General features: G+C 69.1%; 14 protein-coding genes and 1 pseudogene. 6 read left to right on the top strand and 9 right to left on the bottom strand.

The genetic code is table 11. From position 1 onward, the window contains the following. The first annotated feature begins 14 nt into the window (after positions 1 to 14). Positions 15 to 1142 carry a GuaB3 family IMP dehydrogenase-related protein gene (locus tag OQ968_RS17420; RefSeq protein WP_324680219.1) on the top strand — a complete coding sequence of 376 codons (1128 nt, stop codon included), beginning with the start codon at positions 15 to 17 and terminating at the stop codon, positions 1140 to 1142. 96 nt (positions 1143 to 1238) lie between these two features. Then, positions 1239 to 2984 carry a GMC family oxidoreductase gene (locus OQ968_RS17425; protein ID WP_324680072.1) on the top strand — a complete coding sequence of 582 codons (1746 nt, stop codon included), beginning with the start codon at positions 1239 to 1241 and terminating at the stop codon, positions 2982 to 2984. Positions 2985 to 2988: 4 nt separating this feature from the next. On the opposite strand, the gene OQ968_RS17430 is transcribed toward OQ968_RS17425, so the two are convergent. After that, positions 2989 to 3891 carry a TauD/TfdA family dioxygenase gene (locus OQ968_RS17430; protein WP_324680074.1) on the bottom strand — a complete coding sequence of 301 codons (903 nt, stop codon included), beginning with the start codon at positions 3889 to 3891 and terminating at the stop codon, positions 2989 to 2991. A 61-nt stretch (positions 3892 to 3952) separates the two neighbouring features. On the opposite strand from OQ968_RS17430, the gene OQ968_RS17435 reads away from it, so the two are divergent. Next, entirely contained in the window at positions 3953 to 4519 is a 567-nt protein-coding gene (locus tag OQ968_RS17435; RefSeq protein WP_324680076.1) for a helix-turn-helix domain-containing protein, read from the top strand. Between the two features lie 5 nt (positions 4520 to 4524). Here the strand turns inward: OQ968_RS17435 and OQ968_RS17440 are convergent, their stop codons facing one another. The 6 genes and pseudogenes from OQ968_RS17440 to OQ968_RS17465 all read right to left on the bottom strand — a co-directional run bounded on the left by OQ968_RS17440 (position 4525) and on the right by OQ968_RS17465 (position 11288). Continuing rightward, positions 4525 to 6900 (bottom strand): glycoside hydrolase family 65 protein, encoded by a 2376-nt coding sequence (locus tag OQ968_RS17440; RefSeq protein WP_324680078.1) that lies wholly within the window; start codon positions 6898 to 6900, stop codon positions 4525 to 4527. Then, positions 6897 to 7650, bottom strand: a pseudogene (locus OQ968_RS17445) (beta-phosphoglucomutase family hydrolase). Before OQ968_RS17445 ends, OQ968_RS17440 begins: the two are co-directional and overlap by 4 nt. Positions 7651 to 7706: 56 nt before the next feature. Next, positions 7707 to 8138, bottom strand: coding sequence for a hypothetical protein (locus OQ968_RS17450; protein WP_324680080.1), 432 nt, complete (start codon positions 8136 to 8138; stop codon positions 7707 to 7709). Further along, on the bottom strand, positions 8135 to 8947 hold the full coding sequence (locus tag OQ968_RS17455; protein WP_324680082.1) for a class I SAM-dependent methyltransferase: 813 nt from the start codon (positions 8945 to 8947) through the stop codon (positions 8135 to 8137). The genes OQ968_RS17450 and OQ968_RS17455 overlap by 4 nt, the downstream gene beginning before the upstream one ends. Next, positions 8944 to 9762 (bottom strand): class I SAM-dependent methyltransferase, encoded by an 819-nt coding sequence (locus OQ968_RS17460; RefSeq protein ID WP_324680084.1) that lies wholly within the window; start codon positions 9760 to 9762, stop codon positions 8944 to 8946. Before OQ968_RS17460 ends, OQ968_RS17455 begins: the two co-directional genes overlap by 4 nt. Continuing rightward, positions 9759 to 11288 carry an MFS transporter gene (locus OQ968_RS17465; RefSeq protein ID WP_324680087.1) on the bottom strand — a complete coding sequence of 510 codons (1530 nt, stop codon included), beginning with the start codon at positions 11286 to 11288 and terminating at the stop codon, positions 9759 to 9761. The genes OQ968_RS17460 and OQ968_RS17465 overlap by 4 nt, the downstream gene beginning before the upstream one ends. Before the next feature lie 76 nt (positions 11289 to 11364). Between OQ968_RS17465 and OQ968_RS17470 the strand changes: the two genes are divergently transcribed. Next, positions 11365 to 12009 carry a helix-turn-helix domain-containing protein gene (locus tag OQ968_RS17470; RefSeq protein ID WP_324680088.1) on the top strand — a complete coding sequence of 215 codons (645 nt, stop codon included), beginning with the start codon at positions 11365 to 11367 and terminating at the stop codon, positions 12007 to 12009. Here OQ968_RS17470 and OQ968_RS17475 read toward each other — a convergent pair. Then, positions 11991 to 12545, bottom strand: coding sequence for a peroxiredoxin-like family protein (locus tag OQ968_RS17475; protein ID WP_324680221.1), 555 nt, complete (start codon positions 12543 to 12545; stop codon positions 11991 to 11993). The genes OQ968_RS17470 and OQ968_RS17475 overlap by 19 nt on opposite strands. A 57-nt stretch (positions 12546 to 12602) precedes the next feature. Continuing rightward, positions 12603 to 13709: a cytochrome P450 gene (locus OQ968_RS17480; protein WP_324680090.1), complete on the bottom strand. Its 1107-nt coding sequence runs from the start codon at positions 13707 to 13709 to the stop codon at positions 12603 to 12605. A 90-nt stretch (positions 13710 to 13799) separates the two neighbouring features. Between OQ968_RS17480 and OQ968_RS17485 the strand changes: the two genes are divergently transcribed. Together OQ968_RS17485 and guaA are read left to right on the top strand one after the other, a co-directional pair. Further along, the gene (locus OQ968_RS17485; protein ID WP_324680093.1) at positions 13800 to 14375 is read left to right on the top strand and encodes a TetR/AcrR family transcriptional regulator; all 576 of its coding nucleotides are present in this window, start codon (positions 13800 to 13802) and stop codon (positions 14373 to 14375) included. Between the two features lie 44 nt (positions 14376 to 14419). Beyond that, positions 14420 to 15988, top strand: coding sequence for a glutamine-hydrolyzing GMP synthase (gene guaA, locus OQ968_RS17490; RefSeq protein WP_324680095.1), 1569 nt, complete (start codon positions 14420 to 14422; stop codon positions 15986 to 15988). Positions 15989 to 16064: the final 76 nt, after the last annotated feature.

Below are 16064 nucleotides of genomic sequence, written 5' to 3' on the forward strand. Positions count from 1 at the left end.
ACAGCGAACTGGCCATGGTCGAGATCGGGATGGGCCGCGCCGCCCGTCGCACCTATGAACTCAGCGAAGTCAGCATCGTGCCGTCGCGGCGCACCCGCTCGTCGCAGGACGTGTCGACGGCGTGGCAGCTGGACGCCTACCGCTTCGAGATCCCCGTGATCGCGCACCCCACCGACGCCCTGGTGTCGCCGGAGTTCGCGATCGAGCTGGGCCGGCTCGGCGGCCTGGGCGTGCTCAACGGCGAGGGGCTGATCGGCCGGCACGCCGACGTCGAGGCCAAGATCGCCCAGCTCGTCGAGGCCGCCGAAAAGGAGCCCGAACCCTCGGCGTCGATCCGGCTGCTGCAGGAGCTGCACGCGGCGCCAATCAACCCGGACCTGCTGGGCGCCGCGGTGGCCCGCATCCGCGACGCCGGGGTGACCACCGCGGTGCGGGTCAGCCCGCAGAACGCGCAGGCGCTGACCCCGGTGCTGGTGGCGGCCGGGATCGACCTGCTGGTCATCCAGGGCACCATCGTCTCGGCGGAACGCGTGGCCAGCGACGGCGAGCCGCTCAACCTGAAGACCTTCATCGCCGAGCTCGACGTGCCGGTGGTCGCCGGCGGCGTGCTCGACCACCGCACCGCGCTGCACCTGATGCGCACCGGCGCCGCGGGCGTCATCGTCGGCTACGGCTCCACCCGCGGGGTGACCACCAGCGACGAGGTGCTGGGCATCAGCGTGCCGATGGCCACCGCGATCGCCGACGCCGCCGCCGCGCGGCGCGAATACCTCGACGAGACCGGCGGCCGCTACGTGCATGTGCTGGCCGACGGCGACATCCACACCTCCGGCGAGCTGGCCAAGGCCATCGCCTGCGGGGCCGACGCGGTGGTGCTCGGCACGCCGCTGGCCGAGGCCGCCGAGGCGCTTGGCGGCGGGTGGTTCTGGCCGGCCGCCGCGGCGCACCCGTCGCTGCCGCGCGGGGCGCTGCTGCAGATCGCGGTCGGGGAGCGGCCGCCGCTGCGGCAGGTCCTGGGCGGGCCGTCCGACGACCCGTTCGGCTCGTTGAATCTGGTCGGTGGCCTGCGCCGGTCGATGGCCAAGGCCGGCTATTGCGACCTCAAGGAGTTCCAGAAGGTCGGCCTGACCGTCGGCTGTTAGTTGTTGCGCCACCCCGCGAGCAGACACAAAAGTCCCTGAATCATCGGCGTGTCGGGGGATTTTGCGTCTGCTCGGCAGGGGGCCGATACTGGTCGGATGCAGCCGGATTACGACGTCCTGATCATCGGATCGGGTTTTGGGGGCAGCGTCAGCGCGCTGCGGCTGACCGAAAAGGGCTACCGCGTAGGCGTATTGGAGGCCGGCCGGCGCTTCGCCGACGAGGAGTTCGCCAAGACGTCCTGGGACCTGCGCAAGTTCCTCTGGGCGCCGAGGCTGGGGTGCTACGGCATCCAGCGCATCCACCCGCTGCGCAACGTCATGATCCTGGCCGGCGCGGGAGTGGGCGGCGGCTCACTCAATTACGCCAACACGCTCTACGTCCCGCCCGAGCCGTTCTTCGCCGACCGGCAGTGGTCGCACATCACCGACTGGCGCGCCGAGCTGATGCCGCACTACGAGCAGGCACAGCGGATGCTGGGCGTCGTTCTCAACCCGACCTTCACCGACGCCGACCGCATCGTCAAGGCCGTCGCCGACGAGATGGGCTGCGGCGACACCTGGGTGCCCACCCCGGTGGGGGTGTTCTTCGGGCCCGACGGCACCAAGACGCCCGGCAAGACGGTGCCCGACCCGTACTTCGGCGGCGCCGGTCCGGCGCGCACCGGCTGCCTGGAATGCGGCTGCTGCATGACGGGGTGTCGCTACGGCGCCAAGAACACGCTGCTGAAGAACTACCTCGGGCTCGCGGAATCAGCTGGCGCGCAAGTGATTCCGATGACGACGGTGAAGGGCTTCGAGCAGCGGCCCGACGGGCTGTGGGAGGTGCGCACCGTTCGCACCGGAAGCTGGCTGCGCCGCGACCGGCGCACCTACACCGCCAACTACCTGATCCTGGCCGCGGGCACCTGGGGGACGCAGCACCTGCTGTTCAAGATGCGCGACAAGGGCCGGCTGCTCCGCCTGTCGGACCGGCTGGGCGTGTTGACCCGGACCAACTCCGAGTCGATCGTCGGCGCCGGGCGGCTGGAGGTCTCGCCGGATCTGGACCTGACCCACGGCGTGGCGATCACGTCGTCGATCCACCCGACGCCGGACACCCACATCGAGCCGGTGCGCTACGGCAAGGGCTCCAACGCGATGGGACTGCTGCAGACCCTGATGACCGACGGCCACGGGCCCGAGGGCACCGACGTGCCGCGCTGGAAGCAGCTGTTGGACCAGGCCCGCGAGGATCCGCGCCGCATGCTGCGGCTGCTCAATCCCCGGCAGTGGAGCGAGCGCACGATGATCGCGCTGGTGATGCAGCACCTGGACAACTCGATCACCACCTTCACCAAGCGCGGGAAGTTGGGCATCCGCTGGTATACCAGCAAGCAGGGGCACGGCGAGCCCAACCCGTCGTGGATTCCGGTCGGCAACGAGGTCACCCGGCGCATCGCCGCCAAGATCGACGGCGTCGCCGGCGGCACCTGGGGCGAGCTGTTCAACATCCCGCTGACCGCGCACTTCCTCGGCGGCGCGGTGATCGGCGACAGCCCCGAGCACGGGGTCATCGACCCGTATCACCGGGTCTACGGCTACCCGACGCTGCTGGTGGTGGACGGCGCCGCGATATCGGCGAACCTGGGCGTCAACCCGTCGCTGTCCATCACCGCCCAGGCGGAGCGGGCCGCCTCGCTGTGGCCGAACAAGGGCGAGGAGGACGAGCGTCCGCCGCAGGGCGAGGCCTACCGCCGGCTGAACCCGATTCCGCCCGCGCACCCGGTGGTACCCCTCGACGCCCCGGGTGCGCTGCGCTGGTCGCCGGCCGATCCGGTCAGCTCGTCCGGTCAGGCCGGCTGAGCCGTCAGCTCGCGATCACCTGCAGCGGTGCGCCGCTGACCACCCGGCTGCGTTCGCCGTGCACGTTGACCGGCACATCGCCCGTCAACGTGACCCGGTGCATGAGCCGAGGCTGGTTGTCGTAGTCGTCGATGGCCCGGTGCTGGGTCGCCCGGTTGTCCCAGATGGCAACGTCGCCCGGCGCCCAATTCCAGCGAATGGTGTTCTCGGGCATGGTGATTCGCCGTTGCAGCAATTCCAGCAGCGCACTCGACTCGTGGCCGTCCAGCCCGACGAAGCTGCGCACGAAGTCGCCCGCCAGCAGGGTGCGCTCACCGGTCTCGGGGTGCACCCGGACCACGGGATGCTCGGTGCGGAAGTCCGGCTTCTCGAACGCCTGCCGGAACGCGCGCTGCGCGTCGGTCATCGACATGGCCGCCTCGGTGGTCACGTAGTCGTAGCGGTTGGTGTGCAGCGCCCACAGGTTCTCGGCCAGGCACCGCAGCGGTTCGGGCAGGTGCTCGTAGGCCGCCGCGGTCGAGGCCCACAGCGTCGACCCGCCGTAGCTGGGCAGCGTGATGGCGCGCAGGATCGAGGCCGCCGGGTAGTTGGCGGCGAACGTCATGTCGGTGTGCCAGCGTGTGGCCTTGCCGTACTCGGAGTTGATGGGCGTGACGATGGGCGCGTCGTCGGCGGAGAGCACCGCCGCGGCCGGGTGGCCGACCGGGGTGCCCAGCAGGCGGGCGAACGCGAGCTGCCGCTGGTCGTCGAGGTGGTGCTGGTGGCGAAAGAAGATCACCTTGTGGGTCAACAGCGCCTGGTGGATCGCATCGACGGAGGCCGGGTCCAGGTCGCCGTCGAGGCGCACCCCGTCGACCCGGGCGCCGATGCGGCTGCCCAGCTTGGTCACTGTCACTGGCTGCGTCATTTTGTCGCCCTTCGGAGTAATCCTACCGTAGTCAACTGACTACATGCGCTACTGTAGTCATATGACTACACATTCCGCAAGGGGCGGCGCGAAGACACCGACCGGGCGTGAAGAGGTGGTCGCGGCGATCCTGGAAGCGGCCACCGAGCTGTTCGCCGAGCGGGGCCCGGAGGCGACCTCGATCCGCGACATCGCCGCCCGGTCACGGGTCAACCATGGGCTGGTGTTCCGTCACTTCGGCAGCAAGGAAAACCTCGTCGCCGCCGTGCTCGACCGGCTGGGCGAAAACCTGAGCGAGCGCCTGCGGTCGGGCGAGACCCTCGACGTCCTGGACGATGTTCTCGACCGGCAGATGCGGGTCATGGCGCGCACGCTGCTCGACGGCTACCCGGCGGCCCAGCTGCAGAAGCGCTTTCCCAACATCGCGGCCCTGCTCGACTGGGTGCGGCCACTGCACGACGACGACACGGGCGCGCGGCTGGCCGTCGCCAATGCCCTTGCGCTGCAATTCGGTTGGCGGTTGTTCGCGCCAATCCTGCGCTCGGCGACCGGCCTGGACGACATGCCCGAGCCCGAACTACGCGCCGCGGTGCGCGCCGAGGTCGCCCGGATCGTCCAGCCGCACTGAGGAATTCAGCGCTCGGTCAGCTGCTGAAGCATGCTGCGCCGGTGCACGGGCTCGCGGCCCGGCGGCTGAGGTGGCGGCGGCAACAGCGGCTTGCGCCGGCGCACCGCGATGGTCGTCGGCTTCTCCGTGGACAGTAGGAGTTCTTCGCCGGCGTGCCGGATGGTCAGGTCGCCGCCGGGCCCGTCACGCAGGGTGTAGGTGACGTCGGCGTGGTTGGCGTCGACCGTCACCCGGAAGTCGCGCCACCGCAACCGGAACCGCAGCCGCGTAATGCCGTCGGGCAGTTGGGGATCCAGGGCCAGGATGCCCTCGTCGTCGCGCAGCCCGCCGAAGCCGCCGACCAGCGCCGTCCAGGCGCCGGCCAGCGACGCCATGTGCAGCCCGTCGCGGGTGTTGCTGTGCAGGTCGCGCAGGTCGATCAGCGCGGCCTCGTAGGCGTAGTCGTGGGCCAGCTCCAGATGGCCGACCTCGGCGCACATCACGGCCTGGGTGCAGGCCGACAGCGACGAGTCGCGCACCATCCGGCGCTCGTAGTAGTCGACGTTGCGGGCCTTCTGCTCGGGCGTGAACGCGTGGCTCTGCCACTGCATCGCCAGCACCAGGTCGGCCTGCTTGATCACCTGCGCCGGGTAGAGCCGCACATACGCCTCGTGCAGGAGCAGGGGATACGTGGTGTTGGCCTCGAAGTCCCACTCCGCGAAGGTGGTGAAGCCCTCGCACTGCTGATGGACCCCCAACTCTTCGTCGTAGGGGATATGGACCGCGGCGGCCGCGTCGCGCCAGGTGGCGGTCTCCTCGTTGGTGACGCCCAGTTCTTGTGCCTTCTCGGGATGGCGGTTGCAGGCGTCGGCGGCGATGACGAGATTGTGTGCGGCCATCAGATTGGTGAACACGTTGTCGCGGACGACCGCCGTGTACTCGTCGGGGCCGGTGACCCCGTCGAGGTGCCAGATGCCGTGGCGGTCGTGGTGCCCGAGCGACATCCACAGCCGCGACGTCTCGACGAGAACCTTGAGGCCGCACTCGACCTCCAGCGACTGGTCGCCGGTGACCACGCGGTACCGCTCGAAGGCCAACGCGATGTCGGCGTTGATGTGCCAGGCCGCGGTGCCGGCCGGCCAGTACGCCGAGCACTCCTGGCCGCGGATGGTGCGCCAGGGGAAGCTGACGCCGTCGAGGCCGAGTTCGGCCGCCCGGTCGCGGGCCAGGTCCATCGTCGAGGCCCGCCAGCGCAGGGCGTCGGCGACGGCGTGCGGCGCGGTGTAGGTGAGCACCGGCAGCACGTAACCCTCGGTGTCCCAGAAGGCGTGGCCGTCGTAGCCGGTTCCGGTGAGCCCCTTGCTGGCGATCGCGCGGCCCTCGGCGCGGGCGCTGGCCTGCAACAGGTGGAACATGCCGAAGCGCACCGCCTGCTGCGATTCCGGGTCGCCCTCGACCTCGACGTCGGCGCTCTCCCAGAAGCTGTCCAGGTATTTCCGCTGCGAGTCCAGCAAGCCCTGCCACCCCGTGTAGCGGGCGCTGTGCAGCGCGGCGGCGGCCTGATCGCGCAGCGCCGGGCGCGACCGCAAACTCGACCAGCCATACGCCAGGTACTTGACGATGCGCAGCTTCTGCCCCGGGCGCAGCCCGCAGATCACGGTGGTGCGCGCCAGGTCCTCGCGCGCGTCGGTGTTCACCTCGACCCGTCCGGGAACGTCGATCTCGTGATCCATCGCCGCGGCCATCATCAGCGCGCTGGCCCGGGTCCGGTGCATGAGAAGCGCGCCGTACTCGGTGTTTTCGTGGTCGACGGCCTCCAGCGGCCGGTCCAGGATGGCCGCCACCCGCGGGTCGGCCGACGTCGTGGGCTGGTCCTCGTTGGTGACGAGCTCGGACTGCACGGTCACGCGGACGAATTCGTCGACGGCCTCGACCACGTATTCGATGGCCGCGACGCTGCGCTGGGCCAGCGACACCAGCCGGGTGGACACGATTTTCACCTGCTTGCCCGCGGGCGAATTCCAGTGTGCGCGGCGGGTCAGCGTCCCCGCGCGCAGGTCGAGGGTCCGCTCGTGGGAGAGCAGTTGGCCGTACCGGACGTCGAAGGGCTCGTCGCCGACCAGCAGGCGGAAGATCTTGCCGTTGGTGACGTCGACGACGGTCTGGCCGGCCTCCGGATACCCGTAGCCGGCCTCGGCGTAGGGCAGCGGCCGGATCTCGTAGAAGGAGTTCAGGTAGGTGCCCGGCAGGCCGTGCGGCTCGCCCTCGTCGAGGTTGCCGCGTAACCCGATGTGCCCGTTGGACAGGGCGAACAGGGATTCCGACTGGGCGATCAGGTTCAGGTCGAGCCGGGTTTCGCGGACCTGCCACGGTTCGACGGGGAAGGCTTCCTGGGTGATCATGACGGCAGCAATTCGGCCAGGTCGGTGACCACCACGTCGGCGCCGTTTCGTCGTAAGGCCTCCGCCTGGCCGACTCGGTCCACGCCCACCACGAAGCCGAAGTTACCGGCCCGGCCGGCCTGCACGCCGGACAACGCGTCCTCGAATACCGCGGCCGCGTCGGCGGGGACGCCGAGTAGCTGTGCCCCGCGCAGGAACGAGTCGGGCGCCGGCTTGCCGGGGAGATGCTCCTCGCGCAGCGTGATCCCGTCCACCCGCTGCTGCACGAACCGGTCCAGGCCGGTGACCTTGAGTACCTCCGGGGTGTTGGCGCTGGCTGAGACCACCGCGATGCCCAGGCCCGCCGCCGAGGCCGCCTCCAGATAGCGCCGCGACCCGTCGAACACCTTGACGCCGTCGTCGTGCAGGACCTTCTGGAACATCTCGTTCTTGCGGTTGCCCAGGCCGTACACGGTGTCGGCGGCGTCGGGATCGTCGGGGCTGCCCTCGGGCAGCTGGATGCCGCGGCTGCTCAGGAACGAGCGGACGCCGTCCTCGCGCTTCTTGCCGTCCACGTACTGCCGGTAGTCGGCTGCCTCGTCGAAAGGGACGAACTTCTCCCCGGTGCTCTCGGCCCGTTGGGAAAGGTAGGCGTCGAACATCGCCTTCCAGGCCTTGGTGTGCACGCTCGCGGTGTCGGTGAGCACACCGTCGAGGTCGAACAGGCAGGCACGCACCTTGTCGGGCAGACCCAGCACAGCGGATCCTCACTCTCGGAGTTGTTGGCCGCTAATACTCCACCATGCTTGCCCGCGAGCCGCCAGGGATCAGGTCCGTGTCCCGCGTCGGACCGGAAGCCAGCATGCCGCCAACGGGACGGTGGTGAGCAATCCGAGGACCAGGACTCCCGCGATGTGCTGGTGCTGATCGTCTATCGCGACGGCCATGATGAGCATGGCGGCGAAGTGGGCCGAGTTCGCGGTGAGGTTGAAATCTAGGAACAGCCGGTTGGCCAGCGGGGTCCGCGCCGAGGCGAACAAGAACAGCGCCCACACGATATAGACGGTGGCGAACATGACGGCTACCGGGTCGCCACCGGCTCCCCAGTCGAAGAGCCGGGCGAGCGGCGGCGGCAACGTGTCGAGGTGATGCGTGCTCGCGAGGACGAGATCGGGCACGAAGAACAGCAGATACCCGACCGCGGTCAGCCGGACCATCACCGGGAGCCAGGCCGCCGCGCGGCGCGGTGTTCGGCTCACGGGCCGGTCGTCCGTGCGATGCCCTGGATGGCGCGCAGGCGTCCGTCCGCCAGTGCGCTGGTGAGGTTTTCGATTTTCCGCGCGAAGTCGGTGACGAAGGCGTGCAGGCCCAGCGGGTTGGCGGGCTGGGCCAGCATGGTTTGCATGAGCGTGGTCGCCTGATCGGTCAGGTCGTTCCACTGCTCGACCGCGAATCCTGCGGACTCGACGGCCGCGCGTAACTCGCCGGGGGTGACCAGATGACCGCGGGCGGGTTGGTCTGCCCACGGAAGCGGATAGTCGAGTGCGCCACCGTCGCCAATGGTGATGTCCCACAGGGCAAGCCGGCCGCCGCCTCTCAGCACTCGGCGCGCTTGACCGTACAGGGGCGCCTTGTCGGCGATGTTCATCTGAACGTGCTGGCTGATGACGACGTCGAAGGTGCCGTCGGCGAAGGGGAGGTCGGTGACGTCGGCCTGGCGAACGCGGATGAGGTCGTCGAGGCCGACGAGTTGGTTGAGCCAACGGTTCGTTTGGCAGTATTCGTCGGTGAGATCCACGGCGTCGACCCTGCAGCCGTAGCGATCGGCTACGTAGCGGGCGGCGCCGCCGACCCCACTGCCGGCATCGAGCACAATACTGGCACTGGTGATCTGCGCCAGGTCCACTAGCTGGATGGTGGCGTAGCGGCCCATGGTGTGGAAGTCCTCGAGCAGGCCCAGGTCGGCAGGCGTGAGGCGGTCGAGGTCCTTGCCCGCGGCGAGCAGAGCCCGCTCGATGTTATTGCGCGACAGGCCGGTCGAGTACTGGCTCTGGATGGTGTCGTTCATTTCCGCACCCGCGCCCATGCGGTGATGAGGGGAGGCATCGTGATGAGGGCGTCGGCGGCAGCCGCCTCCTCGCGGAACAGCGACACGAAGTTGTCGATGTCGTCGAGCTCGTCGATGGCGAAGCCGTGCTGGTGCGCTATCGGGGAGACCAACCGCCAGACTTCCGCGGCGTAGGACAGGATGCCGGCGTCGGCGGCGGTGCCGACAGGCGCGCCGAGCGTCAGGTGTGGCGCGCCCAGGCCGGCGTCGTGGAACACCGTGTGCAGCGTGGTGCCGAACCGCGCGCTGAGCCCCATGGCCTCGAAGGCGCGGACGATCCCCGCCGTCACCCGACGGAACAGGGGCAGCTCCGGGATACTGCGTGTGTCGGTGATGTCGTTCTCGGAGAACGCGACGACGCCGCCGCGGCGGACCCGGTTGCTCAGTTGGCGCAGCGTGGCGGCCGGGTCGGGCAGGTGCATCAGGATCAACCGGCCGATCACCGCGTCGACGGGTTCGTCCAGGGCGATCGCGTCGATCGGGCTCTGCATGAATTGCACTGTGGTCAGGCCTTTTTCGGCGGCCCGGGCGCGAGCCAGTTCGATCATCTCGGGTGCGACGTCCACGCCCAGAACGGTGCCCGTCGGACCGACCAGCCGGGCGGCGATGAACGACACGTCGCCGGGCCCGCTTCCGACGTCGAGCACCCGCATGCCCGGTCGCAGCCCGGCCAGCCGCAGCGCATGCTCGGTGTAGTCGTTGTACAGACGTCCCTGCAGGAGCAGCCGCTGCACTTCCGCGTCGGCATGGCCCAGGACATAAGTGCTGTCGCTCATGACATGATCCTTTCGGTTTGGCGCGCCGGCTCCCAGGCGGGGAGAAGCCAGCCGACGACGATCGCGGCGCCCAGCGCGATGCCCGCGCACACCAGCGAGCTGACTTGCAGGCCGTCCAGGAATGCGTGATCGACGGCGCCGCGAACATAGCCGGCCCGGTGTGCCGGCAGCTGCTCGATCACCTTGTGCGCCAAGGCCATCGAGTGGCGCATCGCATCGGCGGGCAGCCCCGTCAAGGCGGCCGACCCGAGATGCCCCGAGTACACCGACGCGAAGACGCTGCCGGCGATGGCCACGCCGAGGGTGCCGCCGAATTCTCGGGTTGTGTCGTTGACGGCCGAGCCGACGCCGGCCTTGTCGACGGCCAGCGATCCCATGATGGCCTCGGTGGCCGGTGCCGTCGTCAGGCCGAGGCCGGCGCCGAGCAGCACCATCTGCATGGCGATCTGGTCGTAGGGCGTCGCGGCGTCCACCGTGGACGCCCAGGCCAGCCCGGCGGCGAAGACGGCGAGGCCGGTGGCGACGACGGCGGTGGTGCCGACCCGTTGCACCAGCCGGGGCCCCAGGATGCTGGCCAGCGCGATCGACGCGGCGACCGGCAGCAATCGCACGCCGGTCTGAAATGCCGTGTATTCCTTGATGAATTGGAAGTACTGGGTGATGACGAAGATGAACCCGAACAACGTCAGGAAGCCGGCGGTCACCGCCAGGCTGCCGCCGGAGAACCGGCGGTTGAAGAACACCGAGACGTCCAGCATCGGGTGGGTGCTGCGCCGCTCCCACAGCGCGAACCCGGCGAGAACGATTGCCGCCAGCGTGAATCCGGCCGCGGTCCGGCCGTCGGTCCATCCCCAGGTGGGTGCCTCGATGACCGTGTAGACGAGGGTCGTGATTCCGGCCGCGGACAGGGTCAGGCCACCGGCGTCGACGCGCGGCGCGGCCGGGTCGCGGGAGGTCGGAACAAACAGGATGCCGCCGATTACGGCTAGCGCCGCGATGGGGATGTTCACCATGAAGATCGAGCCCCACCAGAAGTGTTCGAGCAGCCAGCCGCCGCTGATCGGCCCGACGGCCACCCCGACGCCGACCATGGCCGCCCAGAGTCCGATCGCCTTGGCGCGCGGGACCGGGTCGGTGAAGATGTTGGTGATCAGCCCCAGCGTGGTCGGGAAGATCACCGCCGCGCCCACGCCCATGGCGGCGCGGGCCGCGATCAGTGCGTCGGCCGAAGTCGCCTGTGCCGCAACGGCGGACGTGATCGCGAACACGGTGAGCCCGGCGTTCAGCCACCCCCGCCTTCCGTAGCGGTCGGACAGGCTGCCAACCGACAGCATCAGGCCCGCCATGACCAGGGTGTAGGCGTCGACGATCCATTGCAGCTGGGCGGTGTCGGCGCCGAGTTCGCGCGAAAGGGTGGGCAGCGCGACGTTGACGATGGTGGCGTCGACGCTGATGACGAAGACGCCGAGGCAGATGACTGCGAGTGCGGAGATCGGGTGGTTTCGGAGTATCGGTGAGGTACGCATAGACAAGAGGCTAAAGTTGGTAGACAAATAAATCAAGTAACGAGTTGAAAAAGATATCTACCGCAGATAGGGTGGCATGGTGCCCTCCCGCAGGAACTACAACCAGAACTGCCCGATCGCGCGCGGCCTCGATGTCCTCGGCGAGCGGTGGACGCTGCTCATCCTGCGCGAGCTGGTCGGCGGGCCGCGCCGCTACGGTGACCTGCGCGACGAGCTGCCCGGCATCGCAACCAATCTCCTGGCCGAGCGACTCAAGGAACTACAAGATGCCGGCCTCGTCGATCGCGCCGACCTGCCGGCCCCGATCGGGCGCACCGTCTACACGCTCAGCGACCTCGGCTGGCGGCGGGTGCTGCCGATCCTGCGGAGCCTCGCATGGTTCGGGCTGGACCGGCTGGACCCGATCGGGGACGGCCCGGTATCGCCGCTGAACGGGTTCCTGGCAGGCATCCTGCTGGGCTTCGACTCGGGTGCGGCGGACGGTTTGGAGGCGACGTGCCGCGTCGAGATCGACGGCCGCCGTTTCGAGTTCGCCGTGACGGACGGTCATCTCACCGGGGCGCACGGCGAACCGGCGGTGACGATCACCGCCGACGCGGCCGACCTTGTCAATGCCCGCCTTGGGCCGAGCGAGGCCAAGCGCAAGGCTTCGCTGCGGCGGGTCCATTTCGGCGGCGAGCCCGATGCCGTCGGCGCGGTGCGTCAGGCGTTCTCGTTGTAGGCGTGCGCGAGCACCTCGTCCACCGACCACTGATCGTTGGCGTGCGTGCCGCGCTTGCACGCCAATATCCGGCCGTCCGAGCCGATGAGAAAGTCGCCGGGCAAACCCAAGTGGCCACCGGTCGGATGCGGATTGACCACCGGTTGGCGAGCCCGGATGCGACCGATCTGCTGACGGGCGATCCGTATCAGCACCGGCGCCAGTGCGCGGGGATCGAGCACGGACCGTGGCGAGGAGCCGACACCGAATTCGGCGTACAGCTTCTTGTCGGGGTCACCGATCACCGCGAACGGCAGCTCGCCGACGTAACGACGCAATTCGTCGTCGGTGGAGTGAAAAACCACGACCTCGCGGATGCCCGCGCGCGCGATCTCGTCGTGTCGACGCACGATCGACTGCAGGTGGACATTGCAGATGGGGCAGCCGGCGAAACGCCGAAGCTGCAGATGCACGAGCCGACCGGGATCGGGAATGGGCACCGCCTCGCCGGAAACACTGGCCAATTCCCGCGCCGGGACGACGCTGCCCTTACTCATGTCCGCCATCACAGACAATGTACGGCCGATTCGCGACGGCGGAGGCCAGCGTTCGCCTCACCACGACACCGGTAGCGCGACGAGGCCGCCGGCCAGCGCATCGCGTCGGGTGGGCAGCGTCGCGGGATCGACCGTCAGGTGCATGGACGGGAATCGTGGAATGAGTTGAGCGAAAACCGTTTTCAGCTCGATGCGGGCCAAGGGCGCCCCGATGCAATAACGCGCGCCGTATCCGAACGCGAGGTGGGAGGCCGCCTGACGGGTGACGTCGACCCGGTCCGGGTCGGCAAACACGGCGGGGTCGTGGTTGGCCGATCCGAGGTCCAGCAGCAGCAGGTCTCCGGCGTGGATGGTGACACCGTCGACGTCGAAATCCGTGCGCGCATAGCGGGGAATGCCGCCCACGCCGGTCGCGATCGCCGCCGCGCGCAACAGCTCCTCCACGGCGTTGGGGATCAGCCCGGGGTCATCCAGCAGGGTCCGCCACTGATCGCGGTTCGCCAGCAATAGCGATGTTCCGAGCCCGATCTGGACGACCGTGGTCTCGTGCCCGGCGAACAACATGAACATCGACAGCATCGCCGCCTCCTCATCCGAGACGCCCTCCGTCGCGCACAGCCGCGACATCACGTCGTCGCCGGGATGGGGGCGCTTGCGCTCGACCAGCCTGCGGCCGTAGTCGAACAGCTCGGCCAGCCCGCGCTCGGAGCGGGCGTGATCGCACACATTGCCGGCGTCCTCGGCCCACGCGCGGAACTGGTCGCGATCGGAATACGGCACGCCGAGCAGCTCGCAGATGACCAGAATCGGCAGCGGCAACGCCAATGCCGCGTGCAGGTCGGCCGGGGGGCCCTGCTCGGCCAGTTCGTCCAGCAGTCCGCGGGTGAGGGCCTCCACCCGGGGTGCCAGCGCCCGCAGATGCTTGGGCGAGAAATGGGGCTGCAACAGCTTCCGCATCCGGTTGTGGTCGGCCATTTCGGTGTCGAAGTCGCCCAGCGGACCGCCGAACAAGGCCGAGTCCCCGGTGCGCGCCGCCGTGTCGGGTTCGGGATGGGACCGGCCGAGGCGATCGTCGTCGAGCAGCCGTCGCACATGGGCGTACTCGGTGACCAGCCAGGCGTCGTCGCCCACCGCCGTGCGCACCCGACGAACCGTCCCTGTCATCACGCCCGCCTCCAAGTAGAGGAGTGCTTGTATAAGAGAAGATATACAAAGTTACTTATACACTGGCTCCGGGGCAAGAGGAGGTTCCGGATGACGGTGGTCCGATCCGAGACGACTCGGCGGCTGCCCCGGGCCCAACGCCGTGAACAGATCCTCGACGCCGCCACCCGCGCGTTCGCCCGGGGCGGTTTCGCGAGCACGGGGCTCGATGCCATCGCCGCGGAAGCCGGTATCACCCCGGTGATTCTGTACCGGCACTTCGCTTCGAAGGCCGACCTCTACCGGGAGGTCATCCAGAGCGGTCACACCCGGCTCCGCGAAGCCGTCGGCGGATACGACTTCGGCGACGCCAGCATCCCCGCGCTCATCCGCGCGGCCGCGGCCGACCCCGACGCCTTCCGACTGCTCTACCGCCACGCCACCCGCGAACCCGAGTTTCGTGACGTGATCGACACCCTCAGCGAGAGCTCAACGGCGATCACCCGCCGCCACCTCGCCGGCATCGCCGACGATCGATGGCGGAACTGGGCGGCGCAATTGCTTCCCAACATGACGGTGGACGCGGTCATCGCGTGGCTCGACGCCGGCCAACCCGACCCCGACCAAGCCGCCGTCCGAATCCGCGGCATCGTCGACGCCGTGATCCAGGCCGCCGCCGCGCACTGAAACGGGGTCACTGTGCGGCCGACGCCAGCCACTAAGCTTGCGGCGTGGCGAAACCTGTTGACGCCGGGCCCGCTGACCGTCCCGTGCTTGTCGTGGACTTCGGCGCGCAGTACGCGCAGCTGATCGCCCGTCGGGTTCGGGAGGCGCGGGTGTTCTCGGAGGTGATCCCGCATACCGCGTCGGTCGAGGAGATCAAGGCCCGTAACCCGGTGGCGCTGGTGCTCTCCGGCGGGCCGGCCAGCGTCTACACCGAGGGCGCCCCGCAGCTCGATCCGGCGCTGTTCGATCTCGGGCTGCCGGTGTTCGGCATCTGCTACGGGTTTCAGGCCATGGCGCAGGCGCTGGGCGGGACCGTCGCCCACACCGGCACCAGCGAGTACGGCCGCACCGAACTGAAAGTGCTTGGCGGCGAACTGCATTCGGACCTGCCCGGTGTGCAGCCGGTGTGGATGAGCCACGGCGACGCCGTCACCGCCGCCCCCGATGGTTTCGACGTGGTGGCCAGCAGCCCGGGTGCGGCGGTGGCCGCCTTCGAGAACCGCGCCCGGCGCCTGGCCGGGGTGCAGTATCACCCGGAGGTGATGCACACCCCGCACGGGCAGCAGGTGCTCAGCCGGTTCCTGCACGACTTCGCCGGGCTCGGCGCCGACTGGACGCCCGCCAACATCGCCGGCGCGCTGGTGGAGCAGGTTCGTGCCCAGGTCGGCGACGGCCACGCGATTTGCGGGCTGTCCGGCGGGGTGGATTCGGCGGTGGCCGCCGCGCTGGTGCACCACGCCATCGGGGATCGATTGACTTGTGTCTTCGTCGATCACGGGCTGTTGCGCGCCGGCGAGCGCGCGCAGGTGCAGCGCGATTTCGTGGCCGCCACCGGCGCCAACCTGGTGACCGTCGACGCCGCGCAGACCTTCCTCGAGGCGCTGTCGGGTGTGCACAATCCCGAGGGCAAGCGCAAGATCATCGGCCGGCAGTTCATCCGGGCCTTCGAGGGCGCGGTCCGGGATGTGTTGGGGGACAAGCAGGTCGAGTTCCTGGTGCAGGGCACGCTGTATCCGGATGTGGTGGAGTCCGGCGGGGGCAGCGGCACCGCCAACATCAAGAGCCACCACAACGTCGGCGGCCTGCCCGGCGACCTGAAGTTCAAGCTCGTCGAGCCGCTGCGGCTGCTGTTCAAGGACGAGGTGCGCGCGGTTGGGCGGGAGTTGGGCCTGCCGGAGGAAATCGTTGCGCGCCAACCGTTTCCGGGTCCCGGCCTGGGGATCCGGATCGTCGGCGAGGTCACCGCTGGGCGTTTGGAAACCCTGCGGCGCGCCGACGAGATCGCGCGCGAGGAACTCACCGCCGCCGGTTTGGACAACCAGATCTGGCAGTGCCCGGTGGTGCTGCTGGCCGACATTCGCTCGGTCGGCGTTCAGGGCGACAACCGCACCTACGGACATCCGATCGTGTTGCGGCCGGTGTCGAGTGAGGACGCCATGACCGCCGACTGGACGCGGGTGCCCTACGAGGTGCTGGAGCGCATCTCGACCCGGATCACCAACGAGGTGGCCGAGGTCAACCGCGTGGTGCTGGACATCACCAGCAAGCCGCCCGGCACCATCGAGTGGGAATAGCCTTACGGTCTATGCCGCGAGACTGTAACTGCCGACGCGTCTTCTCGAGAAATGCGTCGCGGAATACAGTTTCGCG

Source organism: Mycobacterium sp. 663a-19, from assembly GCF_035616495.1.
Lineage (GTDB): Bacteria > Actinomycetota > Actinomycetes > Mycobacteriales > Mycobacteriaceae > Mycobacterium.